Source organism: Ferrimonas sp. YFM (assembly GCF_030296015.1).
GTDB lineage: Bacteria > Pseudomonadota > Gammaproteobacteria > Enterobacterales > Shewanellaceae > Ferrimonas.
Map to the genome: position 1 here is coordinate 3811833 of NZ_AP027368.1, position 16208 is coordinate 3828040.

A 16208-nucleotide genomic window follows, 5' to 3' on the forward strand; every position below is an offset into this window, starting at 1 on the left:
CGGCAGACCCGCTGCGGGCAGAAGCCGGACTTCTGCCCCGTTTTCGGGTCCTAGGGAGAACGCCATGAAGTTACTGGCCACACTGATTCTGGGTCTGTGCCCCCTATTGGCCCAGGCCAACCTGCTGATATCCCCCCAACGCCTCTATTTTGAGCCGGGTCAACGCAGCGACGCGCTGATCCTGAAGAACATCTCCGGCAGTTTGCAGAAGTTTGATATTCGCTTCCAGGAGATGGCCATGAACCCAGATGGCAAACTGGTGCCCCAAGCTGATAACCCCTACAGCCTGGCCAAGATGGTTCGCTACTCCCCCAGACGGGTCACCCTGGAGCCCGGTGCCACCCAAACCATCAGGATGGCCCTGAGGATGAGGCCGGAGATGGCGGACGGTGAGTACCGCAGCCATCTGGTGATTCGCCAGATCCCCACCCAGGGGGAGCCTCGCCACACTCAGGGGGGCGACAACCTGGCGCTGCAGATTCGCCCCATGCTGTCCATGTCGATCCCGGTGATCGCCCGCAAGGGGGCCACCCACTCCTCACTGGCCATCGACGCTGCCGAGCTTCACCCCCATCACGCCCAGATCAGCATCACCGCCTCGGGAAACCGTTCTGTGTATGGGGATCTGGAGCTGGTGCAGCAGCAATCCGGTGAGCAGACGACCCTGGGGTTTCTCCGGGGCGCCGCCCTCTACCCTGAAATTGACCGGTTGGAGTTTAAGGTTCCTCTGAGTCGTTCCCCCAGGGGAGAGGCCCCCATCGAGATCCGGTACCGGGAGGATCCCCGCTACGGCAGTGAACGTGAGGTGCAGTTGCAGCTTCAGCCCTGATGCGTTTTCTCCTGCTGCTGACGCTGCTGGCTGCCCTGCCCTACCAAACGGCTTATGGGGACGTTGAGGAGGCCACACCTCTGGTGTTGCAACTGGTCTATCGGGGCGAGCTGCTCTCAGAAGATCTGCTGGCCTACGAATCAGAGGGCCGCCTCCATCTGCCGCTGCAGCAACTGGCCGATCTGCTGCTGATGCCGCTGCTGGTGGACGTGGAGCATGGCCGGGCCGAGGGCAGCCTGAGCAGCCCTGCGGACCGGTTTCGTCTGGAGGGCCGGCGGATGGTCCGCTCAGGCTATCCGGACATCAGCCTGACCAGCCTGATCAACGATGGCTGGGATCTGTTCGTGCCCGCAGACCAGTTGGGGCCGATGTGGCAACTGACCCTGAACTTCTCCCCCCAGAACCAGACCCTGCACCTCTCTGCCGCCGACCTGCTGCCCCTGGACAAGGTCTGGCAGCGGCAGCAACGTCTGACCCTTTTGCAACAGCAGCAGGATCGCAACACCTCCGGACAGCCTGTGTATACCAGCCCCTACGCCCGAATCGGTGACCCCGCCCTGCACAATCAGCTGAGTCTTATACGCAGTAAGGGTGACGCCCAGGCCAGCCTGCTGCTCGATGGTGTCAGCGATCTGGCCCATCATCAGGCCCAGTTCAACCTGCAACTGGATGACCAGACCCAGAGGTTGAGAGCCTCGATTCAGCGCCGCTGGGATCTGCCCTGGCTGAGCCAGTATCGGCTGGGCTCGATCACCGGGCCCAATACCCCATTAGTAGGCCGGGGCGAGCTGGGGTGGGGCATGGACCTTCGCCAGGGGGAAAGCCTGCAATCGGATCAATTCATCACTACGGTGCTGGAAGGGCCTGCACCGCCCGGCTGGGATGCAGAGCTCTATCGGGACGGGGACCTTATCGATGCCCAGCGCATCGGATCCCAAGGTCGCTACCGGTTCGACAATGTGGCCCTCTACCTGGGGCAGAACCGGTTTCGGATCCTGCTCTACGGCCCCAACGGTGAGGAGCGTCAGTTAAGCCTTACTCACCCCCTGGACGGCAGCCAGCTGGCTCCTGGAAAGAGTGGCAGCCGGCTGACTGCCCTGACCTGGGAGCACGGTGGTGGCAGCGAGGCGCAACTGGAGTGGGGCTATGGCCTGTCTGAAGCATTGAGCCTGCAGCTGGGCCACCACTATCTGCAGGCACCGAACCTGGTCACAGACCATTACTCCAGCCTGGCCCTGGTCGGCCAGTTGGGCGGTGTGCTTGCTCAGGTTCGCGGCATCAAGCAGTGGCAGGGTGGCGAGGCCCTGGCTCTGGCCCTGCAGGGTGACACAGGAAACTGGCAGTGGCAGCTCAGTGGTGCCCACTACCAGGACTACCTCAGCGCCGTCCACCGTCAGCGACAGCTGCGTCATGAATGGCTGCTGAGAGCCAATGGCCGCCTGGAGGATCTCAGCTGGCGACTCGAGGTGGGCACCGATGCCTATAGCAACGGCGATCAGCACCGGGCGGCCCTGACCCTCAATGGCCAGTGGCGCCAGAGCAGCTGGAGTCATGCCCTCACCTGGCGCGATTTTCAGGAGCACAGCCTGCAGCAGCAACTGGCCCTCTCCGGACGGCTGGAACAATGGCGGGTCCGCGGTTACGCCGATCTTCAGTGGCAGCCCAGCGCCCGTCTTCAACGGCTGGGGGTCAACCTCAACTACCCGCTGGAGCAGCGCCTCGCCGGCCAGAGTGAGCTGATTCTGCTGCCCAGGCAGCCCCAGCAGTGGCAGTTCAATCAGACCCTCAACCTGTCGCTGGATTCACTGCTCCTCAGCCTAGGCGTCAGCGTCTCCGGGGATCAGGACTATCAGGCTCGGTTGGAGTTGTCCCACGGCCTGCTGTGGGACAGGCAGCAGGACAACTGGCATTGGTACGCCGACGACCCCACCCGGGAGGGAGACCTTGCCCTCAGCGTCTTCTGGGACCGCAACGGCAATGGTCAGCGGGAACCGGACGAACCGCCGGTGGACGGCGTGCGGTTTCGCTGCACCGGACGCAGCGAAGGGGGTCGCACCGACAGAGAGGGGCGGCTGCTGCTGCAAGGCCTGCCCGCAGACAGCGATCTGATGCTGCAACTGGACGAATCCAGCCTGGCGGATCCCTTTATGATCTCCCCTTTCACTCAGAGGCAGCTGCGCCTGCACGCCGGCCACATCGAACGGCTGAATGTCCCCATGGTGATGGGCAGTGAGGTGGAGGGTGAGGTGATGCTGAGTGTGCCGGATCAGGACAGTCGCCCCGCCGCCGGGCTGGCCATCAGCCTGGAGGAGGGGGACGGCACCAGGGTGGCCCAGACCCGGGTGGATTATGACGGCTTGTTCCTGCTTCAGGGGATACGACCGGGCCGGTACCAATTGAGGATTCAGCAGCGCCTCTACCCCATCGACCTGTCGCCCGAGGGGGAGATCCTCAATCTGGGTCGCCTCTACCTGCCACAGACATCACAGATTCAGCCCGAGTAAAAGCGCAGCAATTCAAAGGGATCTACACTGAAGTTGAGGATATTGACCGCGGAGGTCGCATGCTCAGCTTCATTCTCATCACCTCATTGACCTTCTCGGCCCAGTTCCACCTGGTGCCCGCCGAAGCGGTGCCCGACGTACTGGAGCAGTTGTCCGCCCCCCAGTGCAACCGTGCCGATGTCCAGCTTCAATGGCAACCGGCCTTTACCCCAGAGCAATCCTCGCCATCTCAGACTGATCCGGCCCCCAGGCTGGTGCTGCACTACCTCTGATACCGGACACAAAAAAGGCCCCCGATTGGGAGCCTCTTGTGTCATCAGCGACGGTTCTTCAGGTGACCCAGCACCCGTCTGCGCTGCTTGAGATCTTCACCACTCAAACGTTTGCGACGGTTGTCGAAGGGGTTCTCCCCCTCCTGGAACTGAATGCGGATGGGGCTGCCCATGATCTTCAGCGACTTACGGTAGTAGTTCATCAGGTAGCGCTTGTAGGAATCCGGCAGGTTCTTCACCTGGTTGCCGTGCACCACCACGATGGGCGGGTTGTAGCCGCCCGGATGGGCGTACTTCAGCTTGATGCGGCGACCGTGGGACATGGGCGGCTGGTGATCGTCCACCGCCATCTTCATGACCTTGGTCAGCAGAGAAGTGCTGTGACGCTGGGTGGCGCTGGCATAGGCTTCCTGCACCGACTCAAACAGGTGACCCACACCTGTGCCATGCAAGGCGGAGATGAAGTGCACCCGGGCAAAGTCGATGAAGCCCAGACGGCGATCCAGCTCCCGCTTGATATCCTCTTTGACGTCGTTGGAGAGGCCATCCCACTTGTTCACCGCCAGTACCAGGGCCCGGCCGGCGTTGAGCACGAAGCCCAGCAGGGAGAGATCCTGATCGGAGATCCCCTCTCGGGCGTCGATGGTCAGCAATACCACGTTGGCCTCTTCGATGGCCTTCAGGGTCTTGATGACGGAGAACTTCTCTACGGTCTCATGAACCTTGCCACGACGGCGCACCCCGGCGGTGTCGATCAACACGTACTCCCGGTCGTCGCGCTCCATGGGAATGAACACCGAATCACGGGTGGTGCCGGGCATGTCGTACACCACCACCCGCTCCTCGCCGAGGATGCGGTTGGTCAGGGTGGACTTGCCCACGTTGGGACGGCCGACGATGGCCAGCTTGATGGGCTGATCCTGCAGACGCTTGGCCTGGGCCTCGGCGTCCTCTTCGGTCAGGTTCTGCTCTTCCGCAGCCTCGTCGAAGAACGCCTCTTCACCGTCCTCTTCATCGGCCTCACCGTGTTCACCGGCGAACTGCTCCACAAAAGGCTCCAGGGCGCGGTAAATCAGGGCACTGATGCCGCGGTTCTGGGCGGCGGCGATCTGATGGATCTCCCCCAGTCCCAGGGAGTAGAACTCACCACAGGCGGAGTCGGCGTCGATGCCGTCGGTCTTGTTGGCCACCAGGAACACCGGCTTCTCATTGCTGCGCAGGTGCTGGGCGATCGCCTCGTCGGCCACGGTCAGTCCGGCCCGGGCATCCACCAGGAACAGCACCACATCCGCTTCCTCGATGGCCGCCAGGGACTGCTCGGCCATCTTGGTCTCGATCCCCTCTTCGGTGCCATCGATACCACCGGTATCCACAACGATGAATTCATGCTCGCCCACATTGGAGCGGCCATACTTGCGGTCCCGGGTGAGACCGGGGAAGTCCGCCACCAGGGCATCCCGGGTACGGGTAAGGCGGTTAAACAGGGTCGATTTGCCCACATTCGGACGCCCAACCAGGGCTACCACTGGCATCATGGAGAACAACCTCTCAAACAAAAAACGCCCCCAGGATTGGGGGCGCAGTATTTTAGCAGTGCCTTAGCCTATTGTCACCACGGCGATGCGACCACTTCGTGTCTGCAGGAACACCTTGTTCCCTTCGACCCTCGGCTGGCTGTAGAGGCCGGAGCCGTCGATCTGACGACGCCCCACCAATTTACCGGTTTCCCGGTCAAGGATATGCAGGTAGCCTTCGAAGTCGCCCACCAGCAGATAGTCTCCCAGCACCGCGGGGCCGGTCACCAGTCGACCGGTCAGTTCGGAGTTGGCCCAGGTCTCCAGACCATTGAGGCGGTTCACCGAGTAGATGGTGCCGTCACTGGCGGTCAGGTAGAGGTCGTTGCCCTCCAGATCCATGGGAGTATAGCTGGAGTACTGACGCTTCCACTTGATCTGACCGGAGCGCACCTCGACCGCCGCCAGGTTGCCGTTAAAGGCGCTGGCGTACAGGGTGGTCCCCAGCACCAGAGGCTTGGCATCGGAGTCCACCATGCGATCCAATTCATTGGAGCCAGAGGCTTCCGCCAGCTTGGCTTCCCAGATGGGCGCCCCCTGCTGGGCGAAGATCGCCGCCAGCTTACCGTCGGCGGTGCCCACGAAGGCCGCACCCTGAGTGGTGGCGGCGGCACTGGTGCCGCGCAGCACCAGGGAGGGCAGGGTCAGTTCGTAGGTCCACAGCTCTTCGCCGGACTCCACATCAAACGCCTGCACCTTACCGGCACCGGTATTCACAACCACCTTGGCATCCACCACAGTGGGGTCGGACAGCAGCTCACCCCGGGTCTGGGCCTGCCACAGTACCTCGCCACTGTTCTGGTCCAGAGCAAACAGCACGCCGTTTTCGCTGCCGACAAACACCTTGTCGAAGCCACTGCTCAGGCCGGCGGAGAGACGGGCACCGTTGTTCTTCTTCAGAGCACCGGTGGCGAAGACGCGACGCAGATTCTGCTGCCACAGCTCCTTGCCGTTCTCCTGGTCAAAGGCGGTGATCAGGCCGAAACGCTCTGCCACGAATACCTTGCCATAGGCCACTTCGGGGGACAGGCTGGACCAATACTCACCAATGCCGTCGCCGGCACCTGTGTCCCAAACCACGGTGGTGGCCACGCTGGAGTCGAGCTCCGGCAGCGGCGAGATCTCTATCTTGACGTCGTCATCACTGGAGGCACAGCCCATCAGAGCCAGGACCATCAGTCCGGCCAGCCATCCTTTTCCTGCCTTCACCATCCGCGTCATCCTCAGTTTGCCAGGTCGTCGAGCTTCATCTGCAGCGCAGGGCTGCGGCTGCCAGCGGTCAGGGCCGCCTGGTAAGCGTCACGGGCTCCCTGCAGGTCACCTTTCTGCTTCAGCAGATCGCCCTTGAGCTCATCACGCTGGCCGGCAAACGCCTCACCTGTGATGGTGTTCAGGGTCGCCAGGGCCTCATCGCTCTTGCCCAGAGCCAGCTGCACCCGGGCCAGACGCAGGTCCACCAGGGGCTTGATGTCGGCATCGATGCCGGCGGCCACATCACTCAGGCGCTGCTCGGCCTGAGTCAGGTCACCGGCGTCGGCGGCGGCTTTGGCCAGCATCAGCGAGGCCAGGTCCGCATAGGCGGAATCGCCGTGGCTCAGCTTCAGTTCATCCACGGCGGCAGCCAGGGTGTCTCGGGCACCGGCTTTTTCCACGGTGGCATCGAATGCGGCAGAAGCGGCCTCCTCCTGGCCTACCTGGTACTCCTGGTAGGTGTTCCAGCCGAACAGGGCGGCCAGACCAATGGCGGCGCCGCCGATGATGGAGTTACCATACTCCTTCCAAAACGACTTAATCGCTTCTACCTGTTGTTCTTCGGTGCTGTAGATTTCCACTTGGTCAGTCCCCTTAAGCGTTCACCAAAGAGGGCAACAGACTGGCCAGCTCTTCCCGGCTGACCTGACGCTGTTCGCCCCCGGCGCGAAGCGGTTTTACCGTCACCACGCCCTGTTGTAATTCGTCTTCGCCGATGATCAGTGCCACGGTGGCACCACTCTTGTCGGCGCGTTTCATCTGTTTCTTAAAGTTGCCGCCACCGCAGTGCATCATCACTGCCAGGTCGGTGTCCCGGCGCAGATCATCCGCCAGGGCCATGGCGCTGCCCAGGGTGCCGGCGCCCATGGCGCACACATAGAGGTCCACCGGGGCAGGCAGGGCATCAAACTTGCCCAGGGTGTCCAGCAACAGTACCAGGCGTTCGATGCCTGACGCGAAGCCCACGGCCGGGGTGTCTTTGCCACCGAGCTGGCCCACCAGGCCGTCGTAGCGGCCACCGGCCAGTACGGTACCCTGGGCGCCCAGGCTGTCGGTGATCCACTCGAACACGGTGTGGTTGTAGTAGTCCAGACCACGCACCAGTCGAGGGTTTACCGTGTATTGGATGCCGGCGCCGTCCAGCAGTTCACACAAAAGTGAAAAATGTGCCTTGGACTCTTCACCCAGGTGATCCATCAGGGCCGGAGCGTCCGCCAGCAGCGCTTGTACTTGCTGGTTCTTGCTGTCCAACACCCGCAGCGGGTTGGTGTACATGCGACGCTGGCTGTCTTCGTCCAGGGTCTCTTTGTGCTGCTCCAGGAAGGCCACCAGGGCATCGCGATAGGCGGCGCGCTCCTCGCTGGTGCCCAGGGTGTTGATCTCCAGACGCACGGTCTCGGCAATGCCCAGACGCTCCCACAGGCGGGCGGACATCATCAGCACTTCCGCGTCGGCGTCGGCGCTGCCGATGCCATAGACCTCCACACCAAACTGGTGGAATTGACGATAGCGCCCCTTCTGAGGACGCTCATGACGGAACATGGGACCCATGTACCACAGGCGCTGCTCCTGGTTGTACAGCAGGCCATGCTCGTTACCCGCACGCACGGTGGAGGCGGTGCCTTCGGGGCGCAGAGTCAGGGAGTCGCCATTGCGATCTTCGAAGGTGTACATCTCCTTCTCGACAATGTCGGTCACCTCACCAATGGCGCGCTTGAACAGGCCGGTCATCTCTACGATGGGGGTGCGGATCTCCTGATAACCGTAGCTGGCCACGGTGTCACGCAGGGCCGCTTCCACCCACTGCCACTTAGCGCTCTCGCCTGGGAGGCAATCGTTCATGCCGCGAATGGCTTGAATCTGTTTACTCACGTTTCTCTCTTTCTGGATATAAAAAGACCCCGCGTCCCAACGGGCGCGCCCGATCCCGGGGCGCCTCGTGGATCACGCAGGGGTGATTACTCTTTGACTTCCTTGACCGCGATCTGCTGCTCCTTGATGGCAGCCTGCTTGCGAATCCGCTCTTCCAGCAGTTCCACCAGCTGATCGTTGTCCAGACGCTCTTTCTGGCGTTCACCGCCGAGATAGAAGCCGCTCTTTCTGTTGCTGCCCGCCAGGCCCAGGTCCGACACCAGGGCTTCACCGGGTCCGTTGACCACGCAGCCGATGATGGACACATCCAGGGCGGTGGTCACATCTTCCAGGCGCTGCTCTAGGGCATTGACGGTGCCGATGACATCGAACTCCTGTCTGGAGCAGGAGGGGCAGGCGATAAAGTTGATGCCGCGGGAGCGGATGCGCAGGCTCTTGAGGATATCAAAGCCCACCTTCACCTCCTCCACGGGGTCCGCCGCCAGGGATACCCTCAGGGTATCGCCGATCCCTTCGTTAAGCAGCAGTCCCAGACCGATGGCGGACTTCACCGCGCCGGCGCGTTGGCCTCCGGCCTCGGTGATCCCCAGGTGGATGGGCTGCTCAATGGCGTCGGACAGCAGGCGGTAGGCGTCCACCGCCAGGAAGACATCGGAGGCCTTCACACTGACCTTGAAGTTGTGGAAGTCCAGATCCTGCAAAATCTTGACGTGACGCATGGCCGACTCCACCAGGGCAGCTGGGGTAGGCTCACCATACTTCTCCTGGATGTCACGCTCCAGGGACCCGGCATTCACGCCGATGCGGATGGGGATGTTGCGCTCACGGGCAGCGTCCACCACCGCCCGGATCCGCTCTTCGTTACCGATGTTGCCCGGATTGATCCTCAGGCAGTCGGCACCGTACTCCGCCACCTTGAGGGCGATGCGGTAATCGAAATGGATGTCTGCCACCAGAGGAATGGTGGTCTGCGCCTTGATCAACTTGAACGCCTCGGCCGCCTCCATAGTGGGTACGGAGACCCGGACGATGTCGGCACCGGCGCGCTCAATGGCTTGAATCTGTGCCACAGTGGCATCCACATCTGTGGTGCGGGTGTTGGTCATCGACTGCACCGAGATGGGGGCTCCGCCACCCACGGGCACATTACCCACCATGACCTGGCGAGTGGGGCGACGCTTAATGGGAGATTCGTGTTGCATGGGACACCTTAATTGGCCAGGGTGATTACCGCCACCCGTCCTGGGCGGTAACCGGACATATCAACGGGGTTGCCGTTAAAGCTCAGGGACACCACTTCAGGTGCGCCGACACGCAGCTTCAGGGGGGCCTTGCCCTCCAGGGCGGTCTGGTAACCGCTGCGCTTAAGCCCCTCCATCAGGGTATTGCCGTCCGCATCCTTGAGCAGCATCCAGCAATCACCGGTCAGGGTCAGGCTGACCTGATCCAATGCCACCACAGGCGCTGCGACGTCAGCCTCTGCCACTGCCGTCACTTCATCCGCATCGGCAGCTTGAGTCGCGTCTGACTGTTGAGAAGGTTCACTGCCGGTCAGCTCAGGCTGCGCCTCGATGGTGCTCTCCTGGGCATCCCCCTGTACGTCCGCCTCGGTCACCTCGGGAGAGGCGTCCAGAGTCTGTGCCACAGTCTGCTGCTCTACCGGCACCTGTGGCCTGGGCTGGGGCACCAGCTCGGCGGCACTGCGACGCTCAGGCTCGCTGCTGACAATGGAGGGAAGGGAGATCTCGCTGCTGGTCTCCAACAGGGACTGGGGCTTGGACACCCACCACCACACCAACAAACCGACCAGGGCCAGGACAATGGCCCAGGTCAGCAGCATCCAGCGGCTGTCGCGCTGCTGCTTGGAGGTGCGACGGGAGAAACTCTGCATATTGGTTTCGGCCTGGGAGTGAGGCAACGCCGACAGGGCCAGGGCGATCTGCTTTTCGCTGACGCCCACCAGACGGGCATAGTTACGCACATAACCGCGAAGATAGGTGGTGGTGGTACCGGACTCGTAGTCGTCGTTCTCGATCCCCTCAACCACAGAGCGGCGCAGGCTGAGACGCTGAGCCACCTGTTGGGTGGTCAGGCCGCTGGCCTCCCTGGCGGCCCGCAACAGGGGCCCTGGGGTGATCACCGTACTTTCTTCTTGTTGTTCTTGGTGTTGTTGATTGTCATTCATTGATAATTCTTTGCCCGGTATGCCTTAGCTTGTTCCGAATCTGGATATTTCACCAGCAGCTGGGCGCCAAATTGTCTGGCTGCCTGCCACTGCTGCGCCCGGCGCTCAATCTCCACTCCCAGCCATAGGGAGGGTGCCGTGGCGACCGCTGTCCCATGAAATTGGGACAGAGCACTCCTGGCTTGGGGATAATCCTGCAGGCGAAACGCCAATTCTGCCAGTTCCAGCCATAAGCCGATACGACCAGGATCATACTTTAATGCCGAATGAAAGTATTGAACCGCAAGGGGTTCACGACCCACTTTCAGGGCACACCGCGCCAGGTTTTCAAAGCTGCTTCCCTGTTTCGCGTACCCGGGCGAAGCGATGGCAGCCAGCAACTGCTCTTCGGAGGCGTCGAACTCCAGCCGTCGACAGAGAAACACCCCGTAGTTGTTATGCACATCGGCACTGTCGGGGTGCAGCTTGAGCAGGTGCTCATAGGTCTCCCTGGCCGCAGGGAGATCCTCCACCTGTTCATAGTAATAAGCCAGGGTCAGATGAGCCTGCATCGAACCACTGTCGTGCTCGAGTGCCCGCTCCAGGTTTCGCCTGGCCGCTTCCATTTCGCCTCGTTCCAGGTAGCCCACCGCCAGCGCAACCCGTTCCCGAGCTGCGGATGCTGCGTCCAGACTGCGGTCACCGTCGGCGACCTCTCTGCCGTCCAGAGTGGTCTGGGTGACGCAGGCGGTTAACAGGGCAACACATCCCAGGGCGATCCATGCCTTCATGCCAACACCTTGTCAGCTTGAGTAGTGTATTAGCTCATTTTTACCGAAATTTGTTCACCATGCATGCGTTTTTTCAGCATACGCTTGGTGCGGTCCCGAACATCGCCCACCAACTGGCCGCAGGCCGCGTCGATGTCGTCGCCTCGGGTCTTACGTACAATAACGGTATACCCCTTCTCCATCAACACCTTGGAGAAACGGTCGATGCGGGAGTTGGAGCTCTTGCCATAGGGGCTGCCAGGGAAGGGATTGAAGGGGATCAGATTGATCTTACAAGGGGTATCCTTCAGCAGCTCCGCCAGTTCGCGGGCCTGGTCCATGGAATCGTTGATGTGGTCCAGCATCACGTATTCGATGGTCACCCGCCCTTTATTGGCAAAAGATTTACCCAGGTAGCCGCGCACGGACTCCAGGAAGGTGGCGATGTTGTACTTCTTGTTCACCGGCACCAGCTCATCCCGCAGCTCATCGTTGGGGGCGTGCAGACTGATGGCCAGGGCCACATCGATCTGGTCACCCAGCTTGTCCAGGGCAGGCACCACGCCCGAAGTGGAGATGGTCACCCGACGCTTGGAGAGGCCGAATCCGTAATCATCCAGCATGATGTCCATGGCGGGCACCACATTGGTCATGTTCAGCAACGGCTCACCCATGCCCATCATCACCACGTTGGAGATGGGGCGCTCCTGGCTTTTCCCGGAGAGACCCAGGTAGGTCGCCACGCGCCACACCTGGCCGATGATCTCGGACACGGTCAGGTTACGGTTGAACCCCTGTTGGGCGGTAGAGCAGAAGCTGCACTCCAGGGCACAGCCCACCTGAGAGGAGACACACAGGGTCGCCCGGTCATCTTCAGGGATGTACACGGTCTCCACCTCCTGGCCGTTACCCACATCGATGGCAAACTTGATGGTGCCATCTGAGGAGTGCTGGCTGTCGGCGATCTCAGGTGCCTCGATGACCGCCACCTGGCTCAACTTGGCACGCAGGGCCTTGTTGAAGTTGGTCATCTCTTCAAAGTTGTCCTGGCCGAAGTGATAGATCCACTTCATCATCTGATCGGCACGAAACGGCTTTTCGCCCAACTCGGCAAAAAACTCACGCATCGCTTTGCGATTCAGGTTTAAAAGGTTGACCTTGTCAGTCATCTCAGTGCTCCTCGACTCCAGCCCGGAAAATGGCGCGCAATTGTACAGGCTAATCCCCCCGAAAGTCCACCATGACGGGGTTTCGCGGAGTTCAGCCGGTATCCAGCCATATCATGATACACTGGAGCTCATTACGACTGTTTCTAACCTGACTCAATGATACTGTTAGTTAGCTATATTCTTGCCGCCATTGGCGTTTCCTTTGTGTGCAGCGTCTTCGAAGCGGCCCTGCTCAGTGTGACACCCAGCTACATTGCCAACCTGAAAAAGAGCAATCCCAAGGCGGCCGCCCGTCTGGAAAAACAGAAAGAGGACGTAGAAGCGCCGCTGGTGGCGATCCTTACTCTCAATACCATAGCCCATACAGCGGGCGCTGCCGGGGCCGGCGCCCAGGCGGCCAAGGTGTTCGGTGACGATCTCCTGGGCCTGTTCTCTGCGGTGCTGACTCTGGCGATCCTGTTCTTCTCCGAGATCATTCCTAAAACCCTGGGGGCCAACTACTGGCGCTCCCTGGCTCCCTCGGTGTCCCTGGCACTGAACTGGATGGTGACCCTGACCAAGCCCCTGGTGTGGCTCTCCCTCAAGGTGACCCGGCTGATGGGCAAGGGAGAGCAGGGGCAGTACATCCGTGCTGAGATGTCTGCCATGGCGGACATCGGCCACCAGTCCGGTGAACTGGAAGAGAAGGAATCCAACATCCTCAAGCAGCTGCTCAGTGCCAGAGAGGTGCCGGTGACCGCCGTGATGACCCCCAGAACGGTGATCCATGCGGTCAGCCAGCACATGAGCCTGGCCGATTTCGTCCGCGAGCAGTCCGAGGCGCGCTTTACCCGGATTCCGGTGCACGACGAGGAGCGGGACGACATTGTGGGTTACGTGCACCGCAATGAGGTGATGCTGGCCGAACGCAGCAATCCGGATAAGGCTCTGCGCACCCTCAAGCGCCCCATCCTGGCCCTGCCCGAAGGGACCAAACTGATGGCGGTGTTTGAACAGCTGCTCAAGCGCCGGGTTCAGATCGCCATCGTGGTGGATGAGTACGGCAGTGTGTTGGGGCTGGTGACCATGGAGGACATCATCGAATCCCTGCTGGGCCTGGAGATCGTCGAGTTCAGCGACCCTGCGGCGGACATGCAGGATGTGGCCCGTAAGTTGTGGGAACAGCGCAAGAAGCAGCGCGGCATCACCCTCAGCGACAACGACTCGGCCTGATCCGCGTCAGGCAAAGGCAACGCACAAAAAAAGCGCCCCTAGGGCGCTTTTTTTATCTCTGCTGACGCTTAGCGAGTGCGTGGGCAGATCTCTTCCTGAGTGAAGAAGTAGGCAATTTCGCGCTCGGCGGAAGCCAGGGCATCGGAGCCGTGTACGGCGTTCTCATCGATGGAGTTGGCGAAATCGCTGCGCAGAGTACCGCGAGCGGCATCGGCAGGGTTGGTGGCACCCATGATTTCACGGTTGGCCAGGACGGCGTTCTCACCTTCCAGAACCTGAACCATGATAGGACCGGAAGTCATGAAGTCTACCAGGGCACCGAAGAAGGGACGTTCCTTGTGCTCAGCGTAGAAACCTTCGGCCTGTTCGCGGCTCAGGTGAACCATCTTGGAAGCCACAATCTTCAGGCCAGCATTTTCGAAACGGCCATAGATGGCGCCGATCAGGTTCTTGGCAACAGCGTCAGGCTTAACGATGGAAAAAGTGCGTTCAATCGCCATTTTTCTCTCCATATTTAGGGTCGGTGTGTTGTTTGGCGCGGATTATAAGGCAAAACCACCCAAAGATCCCTACTTAAATCACGTTCAGGATCATTACGGGCGGTTCAGAGATCACGATTAGCGCAAATATTTGACACCGATCCACATGCAGTGCTCATCACAGCGACGCTTCATGCGGCTGACGAATCCCAGGCCATTGCCAATCTCGATGGCTTCGTCCAGGGAGGCGTTGGAGTCCGGATGGGATTGAGGAAGAGCAAGGAGGAGGCGACCGCACTTGTCCAGCAGGCGCCAGGAGAACTGAATCTCCCTGGCCAGATCGCTGCCCGATTCGGTCATCGCCCCCAGCCAGATCACCGCCTGATAGGCGACATGCTTGACTGCTGGGCCTCGAACTTGAATAGAAACACTAGGAAGATCAGAATATTGCTGCTTTAGCATGGCGGAGTTCATGACGTGATCCGTCAGTATGTCGATGGCCCCGGCATCACCAACCTGCTTTGCCAGTACCCGGACAAACCCCTCTTCACAGGGGGAGATCACCAGCACACGCTCACCGCGCTTCAGTGCCAACTTCCTTAGGATAAATTTGTACTTCCACTCAGGAAACGCGTCATTCGAACCGTCTGAATGACAAACAAAAGAGTGAGTTTTGCGGACTTCTTGTTGCATTGTTATTTCCGCCCCAATTATTTTTGGTTTGAGCAATTTATCGCCACACAGCCCCGACAGCCTGGTCAGCGATTACACAACATACTTCCTTGCTGGCTAAAAAAACAACCTTTTTTTGCCCTCAATGAGACATAGCGGCAGTTTTGATTAGCTTATTAAATGAACTGGCGCAGATTTTGTCACCAAGCAGCTAAAAAACAAAAAGCCGGCTCAATCGAGCCGGCTTAACCTCATGGGTTTAACGCTGCTTCTGCAGCCAGTCTATCCACTCATCCATCCCCTCGCCGGTGGTGGCTGAGGTGCAAATCACCTGGATGTCCGGATTCACCTTGCGGGCGTTGTCGATGCAGGCCTGAACATCGAAGTTCAGGTGAGGCAGCAGATCCACCTTGTTCACCAGCATCAGGTTGGAGGCGGCAAACATATCGGGGTACTTGAGGGGTTTATCCTCCCCTTCAGTGACGGACAGAATGGCCACCTTATGGCGCTCACCCAGATCGAAGCCCGCCGGGCACACCAGGTTACCCACGTTCTCGATGATCACCAGCTCGCCCTGGTCCAGATCCAGTCTGTCACAGGCAGAGCCGATCATCGCCGCGTCCAGGTGACACCCCTTGCCGGTATTGACCTGAATGGCACGAACACCGGTCTCGCGGATGCGGTCTGCATCGTTGGCGGTCTCCTGATCCCCTTCGATCACCACCACCTTGTCATCGGCCAGGCGACGACAGGTCTCGGTCAGCAGGGTCGTTTTGCCTGAGCCTGGGCTGGAGACCAGGTTCACCACCAGTTGGTTCGCCTGATGAAAGCGCTTGCGGTTTTCGGCGGCGATGGCGTCGTTTTTGCCCAGGATATCCTGCTCAATCTGCACCATACGCGCCTGGGACATGCCAGGCGCATGGGCATGGGCCGGGCCCTGACCGTAATGGAGGTTGTCGCCCTGATGTTCCGGGGCAAAGGCCTCGGCCTTATCTTCATGATGATGGTGATGACCATGGTCATGAGAATGGCCATGATCATGGCTATGGCCGTGCTCATGGCTGTGGCTATGTCCATGGCTATGACTGTGGCCGTGACCATGACTCTGCTGTCGAGTCGCTTCACCCTGGATATGGTAGTGGTAGTGGTGCTCTACATTACCCTGATGGTGATAATGGTGGTGGATGATGGTCGGCTCAGGCGTGGCATGATGAGCATGGCCGTGGTGATGATCATGAGCATGGCTGTGATCATGACTATGGCCATGGCTGTGGTCATGGCTGTGGTCATGGCTGTGGGCGTGGCTGTGGCCATGCTCATGAGTATGACCGTGGTCATGGCTGTGGCCATGCCCGTGGTGATGGTGGTGACCGTGGTCATGGCTATGACCCTGTTCGATCTTTACATTGCCTTCGGCACAGCCGCATACGGTACACATGG

The 16208-nt window shown here is 60.4% G+C and carries 15 protein-coding genes; 4 read left to right on the plus strand and 11 right to left on the minus strand.

What is annotated here, in order from left to right; genetic code table 11:
* Nucleotides 1-64: 64 nt before the first annotated feature.
* From QUE41_RS17555 to QUE41_RS17565, 3 genes are read left to right on the plus strand one after another with little or no spacing between them, the layout of a single operon-like run.
* Nucleotides 65-829, plus strand: coding sequence for a fimbrial biogenesis chaperone (locus QUE41_RS17555; protein ID WP_286340278.1), 765 nt, complete (start codon nt 65-67; stop codon nt 827-829).
* Nucleotides 829-3333, plus strand: a complete 2505-nt coding sequence (locus QUE41_RS17560) for an MSCRAMM family protein (RefSeq protein WP_286340279.1) — start codon at nt 829-831, stop codon at nt 3331-3333. The genes QUE41_RS17555 and QUE41_RS17560 overlap by 1 nt, the downstream gene beginning before the upstream one ends.
* Before the next feature lie 59 nt (nt 3334-3392).
* The gene (locus QUE41_RS17565) at nt 3393-3605 is read left to right on the plus strand and encodes a hypothetical protein (RefSeq protein WP_286340280.1); all 213 of its coding nucleotides are present in this window, start codon (nt 3393-3395) and stop codon (nt 3603-3605) included.
* 44 nt (nt 3606-3649) lie between these two features.
* Here the strand turns inward: QUE41_RS17565 and der are convergent, their stop codons facing one another.
* The 8 genes from der to rlmN all read right to left on the minus strand — a co-directional run bounded on the left by der (nt 3650) and on the right by rlmN (nt 12405).
* Nucleotides 3650-5140, minus strand: coding sequence for a ribosome biogenesis GTPase Der (der, locus tag QUE41_RS17570; protein WP_286340281.1), 1491 nt, complete (start codon nt 5138-5140; stop codon nt 3650-3652).
* 63 nt (nt 5141-5203) lie between these two features.
* Nucleotides 5204-6391, minus strand: coding sequence for an outer membrane protein assembly factor BamB (gene bamB / locus QUE41_RS17575; RefSeq protein WP_286340282.1), 1188 nt, complete (start codon nt 6389-6391; stop codon nt 5204-5206).
* Between the two features lie 11 nt (nt 6392-6402).
* Nucleotides 6403-7011, minus strand: coding sequence for a YfgM family protein (locus QUE41_RS17580; RefSeq protein WP_286340283.1), 609 nt, complete (start codon nt 7009-7011; stop codon nt 6403-6405).
* Between the two features lie 13 nt (nt 7012-7024).
* Nucleotides 7025-8302 carry a histidine--tRNA ligase gene (gene hisS / locus QUE41_RS17585; RefSeq protein WP_286340284.1) on the minus strand — a complete coding sequence of 426 codons (1278 nt, stop codon included), beginning with the start codon at nt 8300-8302 and terminating at the stop codon, nt 7025-7027.
* 86 nt (nt 8303-8388) lie between these two features.
* Entirely contained in the window at nt 8389-9504 is a 1116-nt protein-coding gene (gene ispG, locus QUE41_RS17590; protein ID WP_286340285.1) for a flavodoxin-dependent (E)-4-hydroxy-3-methylbut-2-enyl-diphosphate synthase, read from the minus strand.
* Between the two features lie 8 nt (nt 9505-9512).
* Nucleotides 9513-10487 carry a RodZ domain-containing protein gene (locus QUE41_RS17595; protein WP_286340286.1) on the minus strand — a complete coding sequence of 325 codons (975 nt, stop codon included), beginning with the start codon at nt 10485-10487 and terminating at the stop codon, nt 9513-9515.
* Nucleotides 10484-11257, minus strand: a complete 774-nt coding sequence (gene pilW, locus QUE41_RS17600) for a type IV pilus biogenesis/stability protein PilW (protein ID WP_286340287.1) — start codon at nt 11255-11257, stop codon at nt 10484-10486. The genes QUE41_RS17595 and pilW overlap by 4 nt, the downstream gene beginning before the upstream one ends.
* A gap of 29 nt (nt 11258-11286) precedes the next feature.
* Entirely contained in the window at nt 11287-12405 is a 1119-nt protein-coding gene (gene rlmN / locus QUE41_RS17605; protein WP_286340288.1) for a dual-specificity RNA methyltransferase RlmN, read from the minus strand.
* Between the two features lie 156 nt (nt 12406-12561).
* On the opposite strand from rlmN, the gene QUE41_RS17610 reads away from it, so the two are divergent.
* A complete protein-coding gene (locus QUE41_RS17610) occupies nt 12562-13617 on the plus strand; it encodes a CNNM domain-containing protein (protein ID WP_286340289.1) in 1056 nt (351 codons plus the stop codon).
* A gap of 68 nt (nt 13618-13685) precedes the next feature.
* Here QUE41_RS17610 and ndk read toward each other — a convergent pair whose 3' ends face one another.
* From ndk to hypB, 3 genes are all read right to left on the minus strand, one after another.
* Complete coding sequence (gene ndk, locus QUE41_RS17615) at nt 13686-14117, minus strand: nucleoside-diphosphate kinase (RefSeq protein ID WP_286340290.1); 432 nt, start codon at nt 14115-14117, stop codon at nt 13686-13688.
* A gap of 117 nt (nt 14118-14234) precedes the next feature.
* Nucleotides 14235-14690, minus strand: coding sequence for a hypothetical protein (locus QUE41_RS17620; RefSeq protein ID WP_286340291.1), 456 nt, complete (start codon nt 14688-14690; stop codon nt 14235-14237).
* Between the two features lie 337 nt (nt 14691-15027).
* Nucleotides 15028-16206 carry a hydrogenase nickel incorporation protein HypB gene (gene hypB / locus QUE41_RS17625; protein ID WP_286340292.1) on the minus strand — a complete coding sequence of 393 codons (1179 nt, stop codon included), beginning with the start codon at nt 16204-16206 and terminating at the stop codon, nt 15028-15030.
* Between the last annotated feature and the right edge of the window lie 2 nt (nt 16207-16208).